A 17,632-nucleotide genomic window follows, 5' to 3' on the forward strand; every position below is an offset into this window, starting at 1 on the left:
GATGTTTCCCGATGAAGATGATCTGTTATTTCATCGCGTTCCTGCTGGTTTTTTCGGCCCTGCCGACAACGGCCGGACAATCGTTGAAGGTCGTTTCCTACAACGTCATGGAGGGGTTCAACCGCGGTTCGGCGGTGACGGCGGTCTCCGAATGGCTGGAAGAGGAATCGCCGGATGTGGTGCTCTTTCAGGAGATGGATACCGACAGCGCCGGGCTGGCCCAAATCGCCGCCGCCTGGAATCACCCGTACGCCTGCGTTTTGAAGCCTTTCACGGTTTATTCGCTCGGACTGACCTCAAAATGGCCGATCGACTATCTGGAATTGCGGACCAACGACATGTTTCACGGTTACATCCTGGCCAGAATCGGCGGCGTCTATTTCATGTCGACGCACTGGTCCTCCGCCAGATACGAACAGCGCGACCACGAAAGCGACATCTATGTTTTCCGGCTGCGTCCGTTGCTGGAGGGCGGTGAAAAAATCGTCGTCATGGGAGACTTCAACAATCCGTCGCCATTCGACGCCGCCGAAGCGAACGCCGAATCAGAGCTGCTGGCCAGCCGGCGCCGGACCGACGCCGAATCGGAAATCGTCGAAAACCTCAAAGACGGGTTCTGGGATTTTCATTGCATCGAACAACTGCTGGAGCTCGGTTTGCAGGATGTCATTCATCAGCACCAGCACGAACACAGTGCCGCTTCCACCTTCTACATCTATGAACGGATCGATCAGGCGCTGCTCAGCCGCAACCTGGCCGGCAAGGTGACGGCCGCCTATCTCGAAGTCGAAGACCGGCCGCGGTTCGCGCCGCTCTCCGACCATCTGCCGCAGGTGGTTGAACTCGACTTCCCGCTGGAACCGGCCGCGGCGGACGGCGACCGGCTGCAACAGGAATTGATCCGTCTGCAAACCGTCGCGGAACCGGATAATTTCAAGCCGCAACCGGAACGATGGCGGGAAGCGACAGAATCAGGCGGCAGTTACCTGGACCTGGCAGTTCCGGGCGATGGCGAACGTTATTTCACGCTGACCCGGCCGGCCGGTTTCTTTTCCATCCGCTTCCATGCCGCCGCCGGACAATGGCTGTCCGGCAGCCATATTATCTGCACGCCGGTCCCGGTCGCCGAATCGCTGACCATCCCGGTTCCGGCCGCGGCGGACGGCATTCGACTGCATCTTCAGCAGTTGCCGGCCTCCCTGCCGGCGGAGCCAGCCGTTGCCCAGTCCAATCAACCGGAAAGGAACAAGTAATGTACAAAACATTCCTGATGCTGTGCGCTTCCCTGGCCATGACAAACTGCTTTGCCGGCGTCGATGAAGCATTCACGCCCAAAATCAAAGAAGTCAAGATCTTAACGCCGGTCGTCCGTCCCGGCGATCCGCTGGTCGTCGATTTGACCTTCGAGGCCGAAGGGGCACTGCCGACGATCAAATACAACGGGTTCCTGCACATCGAACGGGAAAAGACCGAGCCGGTTTGCATGACCAACCTGGCGCTGACCGATTTCGGCATCGACTGGTGGAAAACCGGCGAACGCACCTATCGCGGCACCTATACGATCAATGTGCCGCCGGGCGCGCCGGAAGGCGAACGGGTGCTGCACGTCGGTTTTTATCTGACGGCGCCGGATTTCCTGACCGAAGCGACCTATCCCTTCACGGTTTCCAGCGAAGCGCCTCCGGTGCAGTTTACACCGCCCCCCGCCCTGACGGCGGCGGAACTGGCCGACCGCCGGCGGCAGGAGGCTGAGTTCGTCGCCGCGCCGCTGGCGGTACTGGAAAATGAAAATTTCAGCTTCAAAGTCGCCGCGGACGGCCGCTGGAGTTTTACCGACAAGGCGCACAACCTGCCGTGGCTGTCCAGTACGGCGCGCCGCGCCTTCGGCACGGCGGCTTTCGTCAAAGGGGAGGAAAAACGGGGTTTTCCGATCACCGAACTGACCGTCGCCGCGGCGGCGCCGGGCGAAATCAAACTGCATTATCAGGCCCCGGACGGAACCGGCAGCGTCGAATTCACCATCGCCGTCAGGGCGGACGACGAACGGGCGCTGCACTTTTCCTGGCGCCAACTGGACGGCGAATGGCAGTTGAGCGACCTGGTTTTCCCGGAGAACGCCTTTGGCGCCACCGGCGAAGAGAATGCCATTGCACTCATTCCGAACTGCCTCGGCGTGTTGATGTACGCCGCTGAAAACCTGCCGACCAGCCTCTCCTGGCTGCCGTTCAACAGTTACGCCGGCCTGTCGATGACGATGGCCGGCATGGTTCGGGCCGACGGCGGCATCCTGCTCAGTTGGAACGACGTCGACACCGCACTCGGCGCCGAACGGGTCTGGGGTCCGGAACTATTGCCGGGCACCACCGCGCTGAACCTTTCGCTGACCCACCCGGGAACGAGCGGCGAATTCACGCTGGTCAACGTCGGCACCAGCGATTATTGCCGGGTGGCCAACGCCTACCGGCCGCTGGCCCGGGAAAAGGGATTCCTGAAAACGATGCGGGAAAAATACGGTGACCGGCCCAATCCGATCGACGGCTTCATGAGCTACCGGCCGATGGCGATGCGCCATTATGTCGCCAACACCCGGCACAACAAGACGGATCAGGACATCTGGCAACTGGATTTCTCCTTTGCCGACGTCGCCGACACCGCCGAATACATCCATGACAAACTCGGCGTCGAAAAGGCGCTGGTGGTAGTGGCCGGCTTCGGCAACCAGGGTTACGATTTCCATCCGGACGTGCTGCCGGCCAATGCCGAAGCCGGCGGCAACGCCGGGTTGCGCGACTGCGCCGACCGGATCAAAAAGCTCGGCTATCTGGTCGGCGTCCATGACAATTATCAGGATTTCTATCCCCGCGCCGCCAGTTGGGACGACAACGACATCATCCGCCAGCCGGACGGTTCGCTGCTCAAGGGCGGCGAATGGTGGAACGGCCAATGCTACATCGGCACTCCGAAGGCGATGCTCAAATTCGCCAGGCGCAATGTGCCGGAAATGAAAAAACTGTTCGGCTTCAATTATCATTTGCTGGACACCGTTTTCGCCGTGCCGCTCTACCGCGATTACAACCCGGCCGCGCCGATGAGCCGCGAAGAGGATATGCGCGGCAAGCAGGCGTTGTGCGAATACGTCCGCGGCCAGATCGGCCTGGTCGGCAGTGAAGAGGGCGTCGAATGGGGCGTGCCGGTGGCGGATTACTTCGATTCGCTGTTCATGCAGCGGGTGAACCGCCGTTCCGGCGATGTCGTCGTGCCGCTGTTCCAGATGGTCTACGGCGACTGCGTCGTCGTCTGCCAGGGCAACCGGACGTTGACGACAACGCCGGATTTCGTCCTCGATCACCTGATCGCGGCGGAACTACCGCAGTTATTGTTCGACAAACAGCCGGGCTGCGATCTGTCGGTCGACATCGCCGACGCCGAATTCGTCAACGACGCGGTGCTGCAACTGCAATTCGGTTGGCGGTCGAAAAACGGCTTGCCGAAAAAGGATTATAAAGCAATCGTCCATCTCGCCAAAGTGCGCGGCAATCTCGGCTACAACGAGAGCGCCCTGGCCGGCGTCGACGTCCCGGTTCCGCTGGCGGACTGGCGGCCGGACGGCACGCTGCAGACGGAAAAATACAACATCGCCGTCGACGCCAACCAGGATTTCCGCTATGAAGTGCTGCTGATGCTGCTGGACGGCAGCGAACGCATCGCGCTGCACGACGTCGTGGACATGGGCCATGCCCGCTATATGATCGGCATTCTGGACGTCAAGGACGGCAAAGTCACCGTCGAACCGCCGGCGGCGCCTCCGGAAAGCTGTTTCACCCGGCTCGACAGCCGTCCGGAGCTGACCCGGACCAATGAAGCGTTCACCATCAACGTGATGAACATCTTCACCCCGCTGATGGACCGGGCGCGCGACTACCCGATGACCGCCCATCGTTTCCTCACGCCCGACCGCCAGGTTGAACAGAGCGAATTCGGCGATGTCAGAATCACCGTCAATTACGGCGATGCGCCTTACGATACCGGAAGATTCCTGCTGCCGAAATGGGGCTTCGCGGTGGAAGCGCCGGACTACGCCGCCTGCCGGGCCGACAGGATCGACGGGGTGCCCCTGACCGAAACCACGATGCTGTCGGCGGCGCCGGAAAAACAGTTCTTCGCTTACGGCGACCGGCAGGCGATGGCGTTGCTGACCCGGCGGCAAACAAAGTGAAACAAATTATAGTTCCATAAACAGACGAAAAGGAAATCAATGACGATGCTCAGACAATTGTTGTGTTCGCTGCTGTTGGGCGGCGGCCTGCTGTTCACGGCCGAAACCGCCCTCGCTGAATTCAAACCGCAGGTGGAATCCTCCCGCCTGCTCAATCCGACCGTCCGCCCCGGTTCGCCGCTGGTGCTGGAATTGACCTTCGCCAATGCCGGCGAGCCGCCGACCATCCAGTACAACGGCTTCATCCACCTTGAACGCGGCGACGGTTCGCAGAAAGCGAAGCCGGAATGCGACGGCATCGTCTCGGTGCTCGATTTCGGCGTCGACTGGTGGAAAACCGGCGGCGATACTTATCGCGGCACTTACAGCATCACCATCCCGGAAAATATGCCGGAAGGCGAGCGTTTCATCCATACCGGCCTGTGGCTCGGCGAAACCCGTTTCTGCGAAGCGTTCATCCCCTTCACCGTCGATGCCGACGCGCCGGAAAGCGCCAGAATCACCGCGCCGCCGCCGACCGCCGCCGAACTGGCCGAACGGCAGCAGCGGCTGAACAGTTATTTCACCCGGCCGGACGCCGAACTCGGCAATGCCAATTACGCTTTTGCGCTCCAGCAGGACGGCCGCTGGCGGTTCACCGATAAATTGAATGATTCGGTCTACTACTCCAATCTGGCCCGGCCGGCCTTCGGACTGGCCGCCTTCGGCCGGAACGGGGAAAAACGCACTTTCGCGATCGACAATTTGCAGTGGCTGGAAAATTCCGCCGAACGGATCCGCTTCGCCTGGACGGCGGAAACGCCGGACGCCGAAGCGATCGGCCAACTGGAATTCACCCTCGAACCGGACCGCAACGACCGGACGCTGCACGTCAGTTGGCGCCAGACCGGCGGCGACTGGGAATTGACCGACGTCATCTTTCCGGACGAATCGTTCGCGTCGACCGGCGAAGAAGGCGGCGTACTGGTCATCCCGAACCGTCTCGGCATTCTGATGTACGCGACCGAAAACCTGCCGTCGAAGATGTCCTGGCTGACCTACGACGGTTACGGCGGTCTGTCGATGGCGATGGCCGGCGTCGGCCGAAACGGCAGCGGGATCCTGCTGTGGTGGAAGGATGCCGACACCGCCCTGACCGGACAGCGGAGCTGGACGCCGGCAAACCTGCCCGGCGCCACCGCCGTCGACCTGACACTGAGCCACAAAGGCAAACAGGGCGAAGTCTATCTGGTCAATGTCGGCAGCGGCGAACCTTGCGCCATCGCCAACGCCTACCGCGACGGCGCCAGGGCCAAAGGCTTCCTGGTGACGATGCGGGAAAAATACGGCGAACACAACCCGATCGACGGAGTGATGAGCTTCCGGCCGATGGCGTTGTACAATTTCGCGCCGAATACCCGCTGGAACGAGACCGACCAGCGCAAAATCCGGGTCGGCTACAGCTTCGGCGATGTCGCCGACACCGCCGAATTCCTGAAAGACCGCCTCGGCCTCGACCGGGTGATGATCACCATCATGGGCTGGATTCACCGCGGCTACGACAACCAGCACCCGGATGTGCTGCCGGCAGCGCCGGAGGCCGGCGGCAATGAGGCGCTGCTCGACTGCGTTCAGCGAATCCGCCGGCTCGGCTACCTGATCGGCCTGCACGACAATTACGGCGACTTCTATCCGGACGCGCCCTCCTGGAGCGAGGATTATGTCCAGCGGATGCCGGACGGTTCGCTGCGCAAGGGCGGCGTCTGGTGGGGCGGCCAGTGTTACCTGGTCAATCCGACCGCCTCGCTGCAGTTGGCCCGGCGCAATCTGCCGGAAATCAAAAAACTGTTCCCGCTGAACTATTATTATATCGACACGACTTTCGCGGTACCGCTGTCGGAAGATTTCAATCCGCTCAATCCGATGGACCGCAACGAGGATGTCAGACGCAAACAGGCGATGTGCAAATTCGCCCGGGATCTGTTCGGCCTCTTCGGCAGCGAAGAGGGCGTCGAATGGGGCGTGCCGGTAGCAGATTACGCCGAATCGATGCTGTTCCAGCGCACCAAGCGGCAGTCCGGCGAGGTGCTGGCGCCGTTGTTCGAAATGGTTTACGGCGACTGCTTCGTCATCTGCGAAGGCGACCGGACGCTGCCGGCGACGCCGGAGTACGTACTGGACCACCTGATCTGCGCGGAAATGCCGCAGGCGATCTTCAACAAAGCGATCGGCTGTGATCTGAGCTGCCGGATTGCCGGGGCCGAATTCATCTCCGATACGGCAATCGCGCTTCAGTTGGAATGGCAAAGCGACCACGGCTCGCCGAAAAAAGATTACCCGATCTTCCTGCACCTCGACCGCCACGGCAGCAATGTCGGCTACAAAGAGAGTGCGCTCGCCGGCAGCGATTTCGTGCCGGAGCCGGCGCCGAGCGCCTGGCAACCGGATACGCCGGTCCGTATCGCTCCGGTCCAACTGCCGCTGGACCGGACGGCCGACGGTTATTACGACGTCATGGTCGGCATGCTGGACAACGGCGAACGGCTGCCGCTGCGCCGGGCCGTCGATCTCGGACATACCCGCTATCTGATCGGTCACTTGAAAGTTGAAAACGGCAAGCTGACCGTCGAACCGCCGCAGCCGCCGGCCGAATCCTGTTTCAGCCGCCTCGACGGCAATCCGGAGTTCAGCTACACCAATGAAGGCTTTCTGATGAATCTGGATGCGATCTTCTCGCCGCTGATGGCGCGAACCCGCGATTTTCCGATGACCGGCCACCGTTTCCTCTCTCCAGACCGCAAGGTTGAACAGAGTGAATTCGGCGGCGTCAGAATCACCGTCAACTACGGAGACGAACCGTACGACACCGGCAGATTCGTGCTGCCGAAATGGGGTTTCTGCATCGAAAGCGACGACTTCCTGGCGTTCCGGGCCGACAGCGCCGATGATCGCCGTTTCAGCGAAACGACGCTGATGACCGTTGAAAAACAAGACGAACGGCTGGTTCGCAAGGTAATCTACGGCGACGATGCCGCCGTCGAATTACGGAGCAGCCTTTGACCATGCGCCCAAAACCGTTCAGACGCATTTCGCAACTGGCGTTGCTGCTGCTGCCGTTCTTATCGGGCGGTTGCGGCAGCGTATCCCAACCGGCGACGGTCCGCTTCGCCGCCTTTGCCGATGTCCAGTACTGTTCGGAGCATGAGGAACTGGCCGGCCGGCACTACCGCCGGTCCAGGGAATTGCTGGCCCAGACCATCGAAGCGCTGAACGGCGAACGGGTGGATTTCGCCGTCAACCTCGGCGATCTGGTCGACCACGGCTGGCAGAATTATCCGCCGGTCCTGCAGGAACTGGAACAATTGCAAATGCCGCTCTACAGCGTCCTGGGCAATCACGATTTTGAAGTGGGCGACCGTTACAAACGGCACGTATCGGTCCGGCTCGGCATGCCGGCACCCTATTACGCCTTCCGGCTCGGCAACTGGCGCTTTCTGGCACTGGACACCAATGAAATCAGCCTTTACGCCTGGCCGGCCGGCAGTGCCGAAGCGGACCGATACGCCCGTCTGATCGCCGAACAGTACCCGGAGGAACGCCGGCACGGCTACAACGGCGGTTACAGCGCCGAACAGCTCCACTGGATCGAAGCGCAACTGGCCGAAGCGGCCGAAGCCGGCGAAGCGGTAGTGATTCTGCAGCACTGTCCGATCGAACCGGGCGGCAAGTGCCCGGCGACGCTGAATTCAGACCGGCTGCTCGAACTGCTCGACCGTTACGAGGACACGGTGAAACTTTGTCTGTCCGGCCATCATCACGCCGGCGGCCAGTTCGTTCGCCGCGGCGTGCTGTTCAAGACCGTCAAAGGCCAGGTGGAAGCCGGTATGCCAACTTATGTCATCGTCGAACTGAGCGAAAAAAACGTGACCGTTCACGGCTTCGGCGACGAGGCCGGCAGCCGCCTTCCCGCCGATTGACCCAGCCAGCAAAGAAATCAAACCGAAAGGAAATTCACCAATATGATCATTCACAGTTACTTCCGGTGCCTGGCCGCCCTGGCGACCGGCTGGGGCATCATGCTTTCCGCCGACGCGGCAATTACAGTAAAATGCACCCCGGATCACGCCGATCATCTCTACCGCAGCAGCGAACCGGTCCGGCTGACCTTTGCCGCCGACGATGACGGCCGGCCGTTGCCGCGCCACCCGATTTGCTATACACTCCGCCAGGAAGACGGCCTGACTGCCGGCGGTGAAATCATCACCGGCCCCGACGGGACGGCGGTTCTGACCACCGCGCTGCAGCAGCCCGGTTTTCTGATTCTGGCGACCACTGCGCCGGACGGCCAACGGACTTCATTGACCGGCATCGGCTGCGAACCGGAAAAAATCGCCATCGACGCCCACCGGCCGGCCGATTTCGATCAGTTCTGGGAAAAACAACTCCGCCTGCTGGAGGAAGTGCCGCTGCAGGAACTGGCCGCCATCCCGGTGGAAGTCGAACCCGGTTACCGTCCGCAAGTGGAAGCGTTCGACGTCAAAGTCTCCGCTTACGGCGAACGGCCGGTATCCGGTTATCTGTCCATGCCCAAAGACGCCCGGCCGGGTTCGCTGCCAGCTTTCGTCTGGTTCCACGGCGCCGGCGTCCACTCGTCGACGATCAACGCCGACATCGCGGCACAGGGGCTGCTGGCCTTCAACGTCAACGCCCACGGCATCGAAAACGGCCGGGACAAAGCGTATTATCAGGAGTTGGACAGCGGCGAATTGCAGAACTATTTCCTGTCCGGCCGGACCGACCGGGAACGGTACTATTTCCGGAATATGTTCCTGCGGGTGGTGCGGGCGCTGGAATACCTTAAAAGCCGGCCGGAGTGGGATGGAAAGAATCTGATCGTTTTCGGCGGCAGCCAGGGCGGCGCCCAGGCGCTGGTCGCTGCCGCCTTGGATCGAGACGTCAATTACTGCTTCGCGCAAGTACCGTGGATGTGCAATTTCCGGGGCGCCGAAACGGGATGCCATATTCCGGAATGGCCGGGCTTCCTGCCGCCGCCGGACGATCCGGATTATGCGGCGGCCTGCCGGACGCTGCCATATTACGATATGATCAATTTCGCCGGCCGCATCGGCTGCCACACCGAGATCACCGTCGGCTTTGTCGATGAAGTGTGCTGTCCCTCCGGCGTTTACGCGATGTTCAATGCGCTGAGGAGCCGGGAGAAGACCATCTTCCCGGTGCCGTCCGAAGGCCACGGCGACAGTATTATCTATGTCAAAGGCGTCGAACAGATGCTGGCGGTGTTGAAAAAACTGCAGGAAACTGAACCGGCGCCGTAAGCGCTTCACCGGGAGCTGGTGATCAACATCGATTCTTCCACCCGGAAGCGCAGCGTGTCTCCCATCCGCCAGCGTTCGAACTCTTCGATCACCAGTTCCGCCAATCGATGCACTTCGTCGTTGACCGAACCGGCGATATGGCTCGACAGCCGGACGTTCGGCAGCGTGTACAGCTTCGAACCGGCCGCCGGCGGCTCCGGATCGGTAACGTCCAGCAGCGCGGTCAGATCGGGCCGGGTTTCCAACACCGCAATCAGTTCCGTTTCATTGACCTGGCGGCCGCGGCCGGTGTTCAGAAAGACCGCGCCGGGCCGCATCGAAGCGAACAAATGGCCGTCGAGCACGCCGGCATTGTCATCCCGGTCCGGCAGATGGTTGCTGACGACAAAGGACTCGGCAAAAACCTCCTCCAGCGAAACAGTGCGCCAAGCCGGCCGCGACGGCACCATCGTCACCGCCAAACGGTAGGGTTCCAGCAACTGTCTGGTCCGACAGGCGACGGCGCCATCGCCGATCAGCGCCACTTTTTCGCCATAGCTGCCCGGACCGACAAAAGCGCCGCCGCGCCGCCATTGCTCCGGCGAAGTCAACTCCCGGCTGTTGCGAAAATATCCTTTCATCGCCAGCACGATCTGGGCGACGCAGAATTCCGCCACCGGAATCGCATTGGCCTGCCAGGCGCTGACGACGGCGATGCCGCGCCGCAGCAACGGCCGGACAAACGCATCGGTGGCGCCGGCGGCATAGAAAAGCACTTTCAATGTCGGCAGCGCCGCGAGTTCTGCCTCCCGCAACGGTTCCATTCCCCAGGTGGAAAAGATCACTTCGGCGCCGCCGTGGCGCTCGGCGGAAAAATTGGCATGGTTGACCACTTCCGGCGTCAGGTCGGTCAACCTGGCCAGCCGACGGCGCTGCTCCGGAGAAAAAACTTCCCCGATTCGCTCCGGCGTACCGCACCAGAACAACGCTTTCGGCTTCATCGCCCCTCCTTCCCGCACCGCAACAGATAACGCATCAAAACCGCCACATTGTCGATCAGCGCCGGCAGCATCACCGCTGCCATCCGGTGTCCGGGCAGAAAGCCGGCCACGTCGCCGCCCCACGGCGTCCGGGTCAGATAAGCCTGCAGGAACGTCCCCTCGCCGACCGTCGTTTCCAACAGCGGCTCAATCGGAGCGGTGTATTCCAGCCCGAGGTAAATTTCATCCTCCGGCAGCGACATTTCGGTCAGTTCCGCCGCCAGCGGGTGACGCGTCCTGCACCGCCGCACCTCATACGGCCTGACCGGGTGCCAGCTCGGTTCGCCGCCATCCGGGTCCTCCGGGCGGACCCAGCGCAGGCCGACCAACTGCCGCCACCATGCCCAGTGGTGGAAGGCGGCGCTGGCGCCGTGCAGCAACAGCAGCGGACCGCCGCGTTCGCAATAACGCCGCACCGCCCGTTCCGCCCCGCTGCCGGGCAACGGCAGGCCGCCGCTGCCGCCGATCAAATGCAGCACCAGCAATTCACATGCCGGCACCCAGCCGCCCGCCTCCAGCGCCGCGATATCGTCCTCATAAAAATCGATGACGAAACGCTCCGACAACGCTTCGGCCAGCCGGCGGCCGGGATGCGCCCCATAGTGATTGTCCGCCCAAAACGAGATCATAACCTTCCTCCGCGCTGGTTCCGTCAGCAGTCAAATTCGTCTTTGTCGTTGATCCGGCGCAGGCAACAGTACAGAATCCAGGCCAGGCCGAACACCATCACCGCAATCGCCAACGGCAACAGCCAGGACAAATCCTTTTTGCCCTGGGCCAGCAGCGACGGTTCGTAATTCGGATTGTCGCTGATCGGCCCCAGCGTATAATCCGCCGTCGCCGGAGCCCGCAAACTTTTCAATACCGCCAGAACATCGTAGTTCGGGCTTTTGAGCGTCCCGCCGAAAAATACCTGCAGCGATTCCGGCTGCGGCGGCAGCAAACAGGCGTCATAAACATTACCGTAGGCGGAAACCGTTACATTTTCCAACGGCGCATTGTCTTCATTGACAATGATCAGCCGGTAATAGCGGCTGCGCTGCTCCGGAAAAGTGAGCTTCGACTCATTGACCTGGATCGCACCGGACTGAATACGGCAGAAACGGCCGGAAACCAAATGCCGGAACTCATCCGGCGTGTCGCCGGCCGCCAGATGAATGCGGCGGAGAAAGTTCGTCTCGTAAGTCGACAGCATCAATTCGGTCAGCGGCTCCCGGCTGCTCTCGAAAATCATCACCGTATTGCCGTTGGCCGGATTCACCTGCTGTTCGACCAGTTTCAGCGGATATTTTTCCCGTTCCGGCAGAAATTCGTCGGTCGGCTGTTCGTAAGTCAACTGGATGCTTTTGATTTTCAAAGTCTTGGTCAGCAAATGCCGGTACTGCTCTTCGCCGCCGTCCATTTTGGAAACGATCCATTTCTCCGGCGCGTACTCCTGTTCGGAAAAATTATCGATGAACATCCGGTAATGCCGGGCCGGAGACGGCCCGTCGAAGGCAATGCGGTCTTTGACCAGGTCAATCGTATCGGAATAATCGAAAAATGGCTGATAATCCGCCAGCAACCGAACGCTGCCCGCCTCGTCGACCGACCAGATGGTCACCCGCTTCTCGAAATTATTCTGCGCGACGTCGATTTTGATGCCGGTAAACGCCTGGAGCGGAATTTTTTCCGGCACTTCAAACTCGACGATCGCCCGGTCTTCACACTGTTCGAAACGGGTTACTTTCGTATTGACCGTTTTCGTCACCGTCTGGCCGAGCGGCCGGCGCCGCTGCCGGACGGCAAACGCGACATTCTTTCCATCCGGCGCCAGAATCCGCACATCGCCGTAATGAGGCTGGCTGTAGCGGTAAATACTGTCGTTGAACTTGATCCGATAAACTTCGACCGCGGTTCCTTCCCCGCGCACCGCTTCACTGGTGAATTGCAGCTGCTTTTCCCAAACCGGCGGCGCGGCCCACAGCGCCGTACCGCCGACAATGCCAAGCGTCGCACACCATAAAAATTTCCAGCTCGATCTTCTCTTCCTCATTGATTCGCAGGTTCCGTTCTGTCAAAATTATCCTTGAATTTGATATAAACAAAGGCACCGGCCAGCATGACCAGCCCCAAAAGCACAAACGCCACCACCTTCGCCGGCGTCGGAATATCCCGCAGATCGAGCAGAAAAATTTTTCCGAGCGTCACCACGAACATACCCAGCCCGGCATACCGGGCCGCCGCATTGCGCCGGACGATGCCGAACACGGTCAGCCCCAGCGCCCAGGCGCCCCACCAGACCGACAAGCCGCCCAGCCGGAACTCCGCCAGATAATGCTGCAGCAGCGTATTGACCTCCAGACTGCTGTAGATGAAGAACAGTACCGTTCCGCTCAAGCCGAAGAACCAGCGTTCCTCCTTCAGCAGCCTCCGGCGGCTTCCCAGCCAGTAAAACACCGCGCCGACCGACAGCACTTCCGCCAGCCGGATCGCCAGGCCGCCCAGTTGATAGTGCCAACCGAAACAGGCGTGCTGCAATTGCCAGAACGCCAAATCCCGCGCCAGCATCGTCAGCACAGCACCGCGCCGCCGCCGGCCAGCAGATTGCGGACGAACGTTTCCCGGCATTGGAAACTCTTCCAGTAGAGAAAACCCATGCCTCCCAGGATCACCCAGGGCTGCAGCAGCAGCCGCAACGGCGGATAAACCGTCTGGCTCATATAATAGCTCTCCATCAGCAGATAGCAAATGCTGCAGGCGAAAGTACTCCACCACATTACCTCGGCTCCCCAGCCGTGGTTGATCTCATGCAGATCATTGCCGGATTCCAACTGTTTTTCCGGCGTCAGTTTTTTCAGCAGCCAGCAGCCGGCCAGCAAAGCCAGCGCATACAGACCGAAATTCCAGAACCGGTCCGACAAGCCGTCCCAATATATTCCGCCCGACCGATCGATAACCCGGGCCGGAAAATACCACAACAGCCGGCCGGCGGTGACGGCATACAGCAGATAGGCCAGATACCGCAGGAAGTTGCTGCCGATTTTGATGCTCAGATAAAGCATCAGCACCGCCTGGATCGCCCAGGCCGCCGCCAGATAACGGCCGGACAGCAGCAGCGGAAAGGTCAAGGCCAGATTGAACGCCGCCAACGAAAACAGTGACAGCAACAGGTTGCGGTCGCGAATGCGGCGATGCAGGAAAACGACGATGCCGACGATATAGAATACCGCCAGCGCCACCGTGATCAGCGAAGCGGTCTCCTTGTCGGCATACCGAATCGTCAGCGGCAGCGCCAAAGCCAGGTAAATGATCATATCGGCCAGCAGCAGCAGCAGTTCCAGCGCATTGATCTGCAAGGCGTGGAACATATTGTAAGCAATCGCCTGCAGACTGAACAGCACGAACGAGGCGCTCAGGAAAGCGATCAGCACCGGATAATCGGTCTCCGGCACATACCAACTGCCGTTCATCAGCAACATGCTCCAGCCGTAAGCGGCCAAGAAGCTGACGATCGTCAGCAGCTTCCAGTTGCGGAAACGCGCCAGGACGGTCACGCCGAGGCCGAGCAGCAGCAGATAGCCGAACAAACCGATGAGATTCCGGTGCCCGCTGTCCAGCACCGCCGGCGTCAGATAACCGCCCAGCGTACCGATCAGCGCCACCAGCAGCGCATTGAACCGTACCGCCGCCACGCCGGCGGCCAGCGTAATCAGCGACATCGCGCCGAACGCCACGCCGAAGGAAATCAGCCCGTACATTTCATAGGCGGCGAACACGCTGAAATAAAGCGTGGCAAAACCGCCGCCCAAGAGGCCGATGCCGATCAAATGGTATCTGCGGCGCGCCAGCCGCATCCCGCAGATCAACATCACCATGCCGGCCGACACCGACAGCACCACCCGCATCGTCTCGTTCAACAAACCGTTTTCGATCGAATATTTGAGAAAGAAGCCGACGCCGGTCAACAGCGCCAGAATCGCACCGCGAACCAGCCAGGTGGTGGCAATCGCATATTCCGCCGCCATCCTGCCGGAACGGAACTCCTCGCCGACGATCAGCCAGTTCCAGATCTGTTTCAGCGTCTCGAGCGCTTTCGCTTCAAATTCATTCCGCTGCCGCGGTCCGGCCGACGCAGTCCATTGTTCCGGGGCGGACTCCACCGCTCCGACGCCGGAAGACGGTTCCGGCGCTTCGCACTTTGCCGGCCCGGCTTCCGCCGCTGCCATCGCCGTCACCACCGGTTTCACCGCCGCCTCCAGGACAGCGGCTTCGGCGGCGACGCGCTCCGCCGACCGATCATGGTCAATTTCTTCCTCCAGCCCGGCCGCTTCGACCGTCGCTTCATCCGGTTCCGGTCCGGCGCCCGAATGGGTTTCGCGACCGGCCCAGCCGGTATTTGCCAGCGTCGTCCGGGACCTGCCCCGCCAATATTCTCCGGCCTTTTCCTCCGGCACCCGCAGATGACGCCGGAGCGCGCGGAGCTGGGCTAAAACCTGCCGGTTCTGGTTCAGAATCACAATCAGCAACCCCAACAGAATTACAGCAAAAATACCATCCATACCCATCTTTCCTTCTCTTTATTCTTTACCGAACGGTATAAAAAATAAATAGCCGGACATTTTGTCAGCCTTCCGGCGGAAACTCGCCAGGCGCCACCAGAAGGAAAACTGCCAATCATCATTTTCGGTCGTATACGAGCATCCCGGGAAAAAGATGCGTCGTTCCACCTCGCCGTTGCGCCGGTACCAATAGAAATAACGCGCCAGCCGGGTTTCTTCCTGCTCCCCTTCCCGCCAGCCGCGCCATAAAGCCCATTCGGACGAAATACCGAGGAACCGCCAGTCGACGCCGAGGAGCCGCCCGTGGTAATTCGCTCCGCAGCGCTCGCTATCGTAAAGAAACGGGAAATACGGCACCCGGCAGGATTCGACGGTAATTTCCCGGGTATATTGTTGAAATTCATCCGCCAGCTGCCAGCGGTTCAACAATTCCGGCGCCTCTTCGCTCCACGGTTCGGTCAACACCACCGGACAGTCCAGCCCCAACTGATACAGCAACGCCCGCAGTTCCCCGCGGTTTTCGTCGTAAGATTTTTCGGTCTCCGCCACCCGCCGCTTCAGCCAAGCCGAATCCGCGGAACTTTCTTCCGTCAATTCCTGCCGGAGAGAAGCGAGCCTCTCGGCATCCCGGCACAACTGTTCCAGCGTATCGACCGCCTGCTTACATTGCTCCGCCAGACCGTCGCCCAGCGCGATTTCATTCCAGGTGCGGTAAACAGCCGAGGTTCGCCGCAGCAGCGACGACTGAACGCCTTCTTCGCGAATCAAAGCCTTGCCGCCCGGCACCGCCGGCCAGTCGTCTTCGGCCGCGTCGTTCTGCGGCAATGCCGAACGGTTTTCCGACAACACGCCGGAACGCCACACCAACGAACCGATCACACTCCAGGAATCTCCGTCGACATTGAGCAGCGACGGCACCATATCGCGGCGGGAAATCAACGGCCACAGCCGCCATTCGCTCCGACCGTCCCGATTTTCATCGTAACGGAACAACGGCCACAGTCCCCAGCCGGAACGTTTCGCCCCCTCGCGGCCGAACGCGAACAGCGGAAAACTCCAGAGCGACCAGTTTTCCGGATCGTCGTATTCGTAATTGCCCAGAATTCCAAGCACATTCAAAGCATTTTTCCCGTCGTTTTTGCTGTGGCTGCGCCAAAAGAGCGGAAAACTGATCCAGCGCGACACCGCCGGATCCTCCCAGTGCATCAGAAAAGGAAACGGCACGGCTGTAAACGTTTCCCGCTCCTTTTCATTCCGGTAACGATGAAACAGGCCGGCGACATTCAGATGCGCCGCGTCCGACTGCTTGTTCCACTGCGACCAGAACAGCGGAAAACTGATCCAGCGCGACACCGCCGGATCCTCCCAGTGCATCAGAAAAGGAAACGGCGCGGCTGTAAACGTTTCCCGCTCCTTTTCATTCCGGTAACGATAAAACAGGCCGGCGACATTCAGATGCGCCGCGTCCGACTGCTTGTTCCACTGCGACCAGAACAGCGGAAAACTGATCCAGCGCGACACCGCCGGGTTCTCCCAGTGCATCAGAAAGGGAAACGGCGCGGCCGTAAATGTTTCCCGCTCCTTTTCATTCCGGTAACGATGAAACAGGCCGGCGACATTCAGATGCGCCGCGTCGGATGCTTTGTCCTGCCGGTACCAGAACAGCGGAAAACTGCCGATATTGCAGCGTTCCGGCGAGTCGTTGCGGAAAAACAGCGGACCGCAAACATTGAGCATCTCCGTTTGACCGCTGCCGTAAACCACCGGCAGCGTCCACAGCCAGCGCTGCTCCGGCCGTTGCTGCCAGTAATAGAGCGGCAGTACGGCATGGTAGGATTCATCCCCGTCCCGGCCGCCCAGCGCGGCAAGACAATGCCAATAAGAACGCGATTCGGACGGGTTGTCATAAGCGCCGCCCAGCAGGCCGAACAATACCCGGTGCCGGCTGTCCGTCGCATCGGCACGATAAGAATAAAACGGCAGGGATATCACATAACGACTGCCGCCATCCCGGAACCAGAACGTATTCAGAAAATAGCCGCCATCCGCATCGAAACGACAGAACGGCGCAACGCCGAATGTACTGTCATTCCAGTAGGCCGGCAACAGCCAGCAGTCATCCTGATTCTGCATGAAGAAAGGCAGCAGCATATAGCGCCGTTCCGGCACGTTCCAGTAACAGAACAGCATCCAGCCGTCCCGGTTGACCGGATTCCAGGCGCACAATGGAAAAAGAATCGAATACTCGTCGCCGTCCCGATTGAAAAACGGCCGGACCGCCATGCCGTCGGCATCGGCGTCGATCATCGGCCATAAAATACTGGTAAAAGCGTCGTTGTCATACAACAGCGGCCAGAGGTTGACTTCGCGGGAATCGAAAGAAAGTTCTGCAACGGCGTCATCGGCCTTCTGATCGCCGCCGAACGGAGAAATTCGCATCATACGGTCACTGGACGCGCAGCCGGCCAGCGCCACAAGCAATACACTTCCGGACAATAATTGCCAGAATTTCATTTTTTGCTCCAGAATTAGATTCAGGCG

General features: G+C 60.4%; 11 protein-coding genes. 5 read left to right on the forward strand and 6 right to left on the reverse strand.

Translation table 11 applies throughout. The features are described from left to right. Positions 1–11 precede the first annotated feature (11 nt). The 5 genes from HWX74_RS01430 to HWX74_RS01450 are packed head-to-tail and all read left to right on the forward strand — an operon-like array spanning position 12 to position 9,531. Entirely contained in the window at positions 12–1,253 is a 1,242-nt protein-coding gene (locus HWX74_RS01430; protein ID WP_176011830.1) for an endonuclease/exonuclease/phosphatase family protein, read from the forward strand. Then, positions 1,253–4,216, forward strand: a complete 2,964-nt coding sequence (locus tag HWX74_RS01435; RefSeq protein WP_176011831.1) for a DUF5696 domain-containing protein — start codon at positions 1,253–1,255, stop codon at positions 4,214–4,216. The genes HWX74_RS01430 and HWX74_RS01435 overlap by 1 nt, the downstream gene beginning before the upstream one ends. A 45-nt stretch (positions 4,217–4,261) precedes the next feature. Further along, positions 4,262–7,255, forward strand: a complete 2,994-nt coding sequence (locus HWX74_RS01440) for a DUF5696 domain-containing protein (RefSeq protein ID WP_176011832.1) — start codon at positions 4,262–4,264, stop codon at positions 7,253–7,255. Between the two features lie 2 nt (positions 7,256–7,257). After that, positions 7,258–8,172, forward strand: a complete 915-nt coding sequence (locus HWX74_RS01445) for a metallophosphoesterase (protein WP_176011833.1) — start codon at positions 7,258–7,260, stop codon at positions 8,170–8,172. A 42-nt stretch (positions 8,173–8,214) separates the two neighbouring features. Continuing rightward, positions 8,215–9,531 (forward strand): acetylxylan esterase, encoded by a 1,317-nt coding sequence (locus HWX74_RS01450; RefSeq protein ID WP_176011834.1) that lies wholly within the window; start codon positions 8,215–8,217, stop codon positions 9,529–9,531. A 5-nt stretch (positions 9,532–9,536) separates the two neighbouring features. On the opposite strand, the gene HWX74_RS01455 is transcribed toward HWX74_RS01450, so the two are convergent. The 6 genes from HWX74_RS01455 to HWX74_RS01480 are packed head-to-tail and all read right to left on the reverse strand — an operon-like array spanning position 9,537 to position 17,605. Next, entirely contained in the window at positions 9,537–10,511 is a 975-nt protein-coding gene (locus HWX74_RS01455; RefSeq protein ID WP_176011835.1) for a hydroxyacid dehydrogenase, read from the reverse strand. After that, on the reverse strand, positions 10,508–11,179 hold the full coding sequence (locus HWX74_RS01460; RefSeq protein WP_176011836.1) for a ThuA domain-containing protein: 672 nt from the start codon (positions 11,177–11,179) through the stop codon (positions 10,508–10,510). The genes HWX74_RS01455 and HWX74_RS01460 overlap by 4 nt, the downstream gene beginning before the upstream one ends. A gap of 23 nt (positions 11,180–11,202) precedes the next feature. Further along, the gene (locus HWX74_RS01465) at positions 11,203–12,585 is read right to left on the reverse strand and encodes a hypothetical protein (protein ID WP_176011837.1); all 1,383 of its coding nucleotides are present in this window, start codon (positions 12,583–12,585) and stop codon (positions 11,203–11,205) included. Next, on the reverse strand, positions 12,582–13,160 hold the full coding sequence (locus tag HWX74_RS01470; protein WP_176011838.1) for a DUF2339 domain-containing protein: 579 nt from the start codon (positions 13,158–13,160) through the stop codon (positions 12,582–12,584). The genes HWX74_RS01465 and HWX74_RS01470 overlap by 4 nt, the downstream gene beginning before the upstream one ends. Beyond that, entirely contained in the window at positions 13,103–15,091 is a 1,989-nt protein-coding gene (locus HWX74_RS01475) for a DUF2339 domain-containing protein (RefSeq protein WP_176011839.1), read from the reverse strand. The genes HWX74_RS01470 and HWX74_RS01475 overlap by 58 nt, the downstream gene beginning before the upstream one ends. A gap of 18 nt (positions 15,092–15,109) precedes the next feature. After that, the gene (locus HWX74_RS01480) at positions 15,110–17,605 is read right to left on the reverse strand and encodes a hypothetical protein (protein WP_176011840.1); all 2,496 of its coding nucleotides are present in this window, start codon (positions 17,603–17,605) and stop codon (positions 15,110–15,112) included. Between the last annotated feature and the right edge of the window lie 27 nt (positions 17,606–17,632).

This window comes from Victivallis sp. Marseille-Q1083 (assembly GCF_903645315.1).
In the GTDB taxonomy this organism is placed as follows: Bacteria; Verrucomicrobiota; Lentisphaeria; order Victivallales; family Victivallaceae; genus UMGS1518.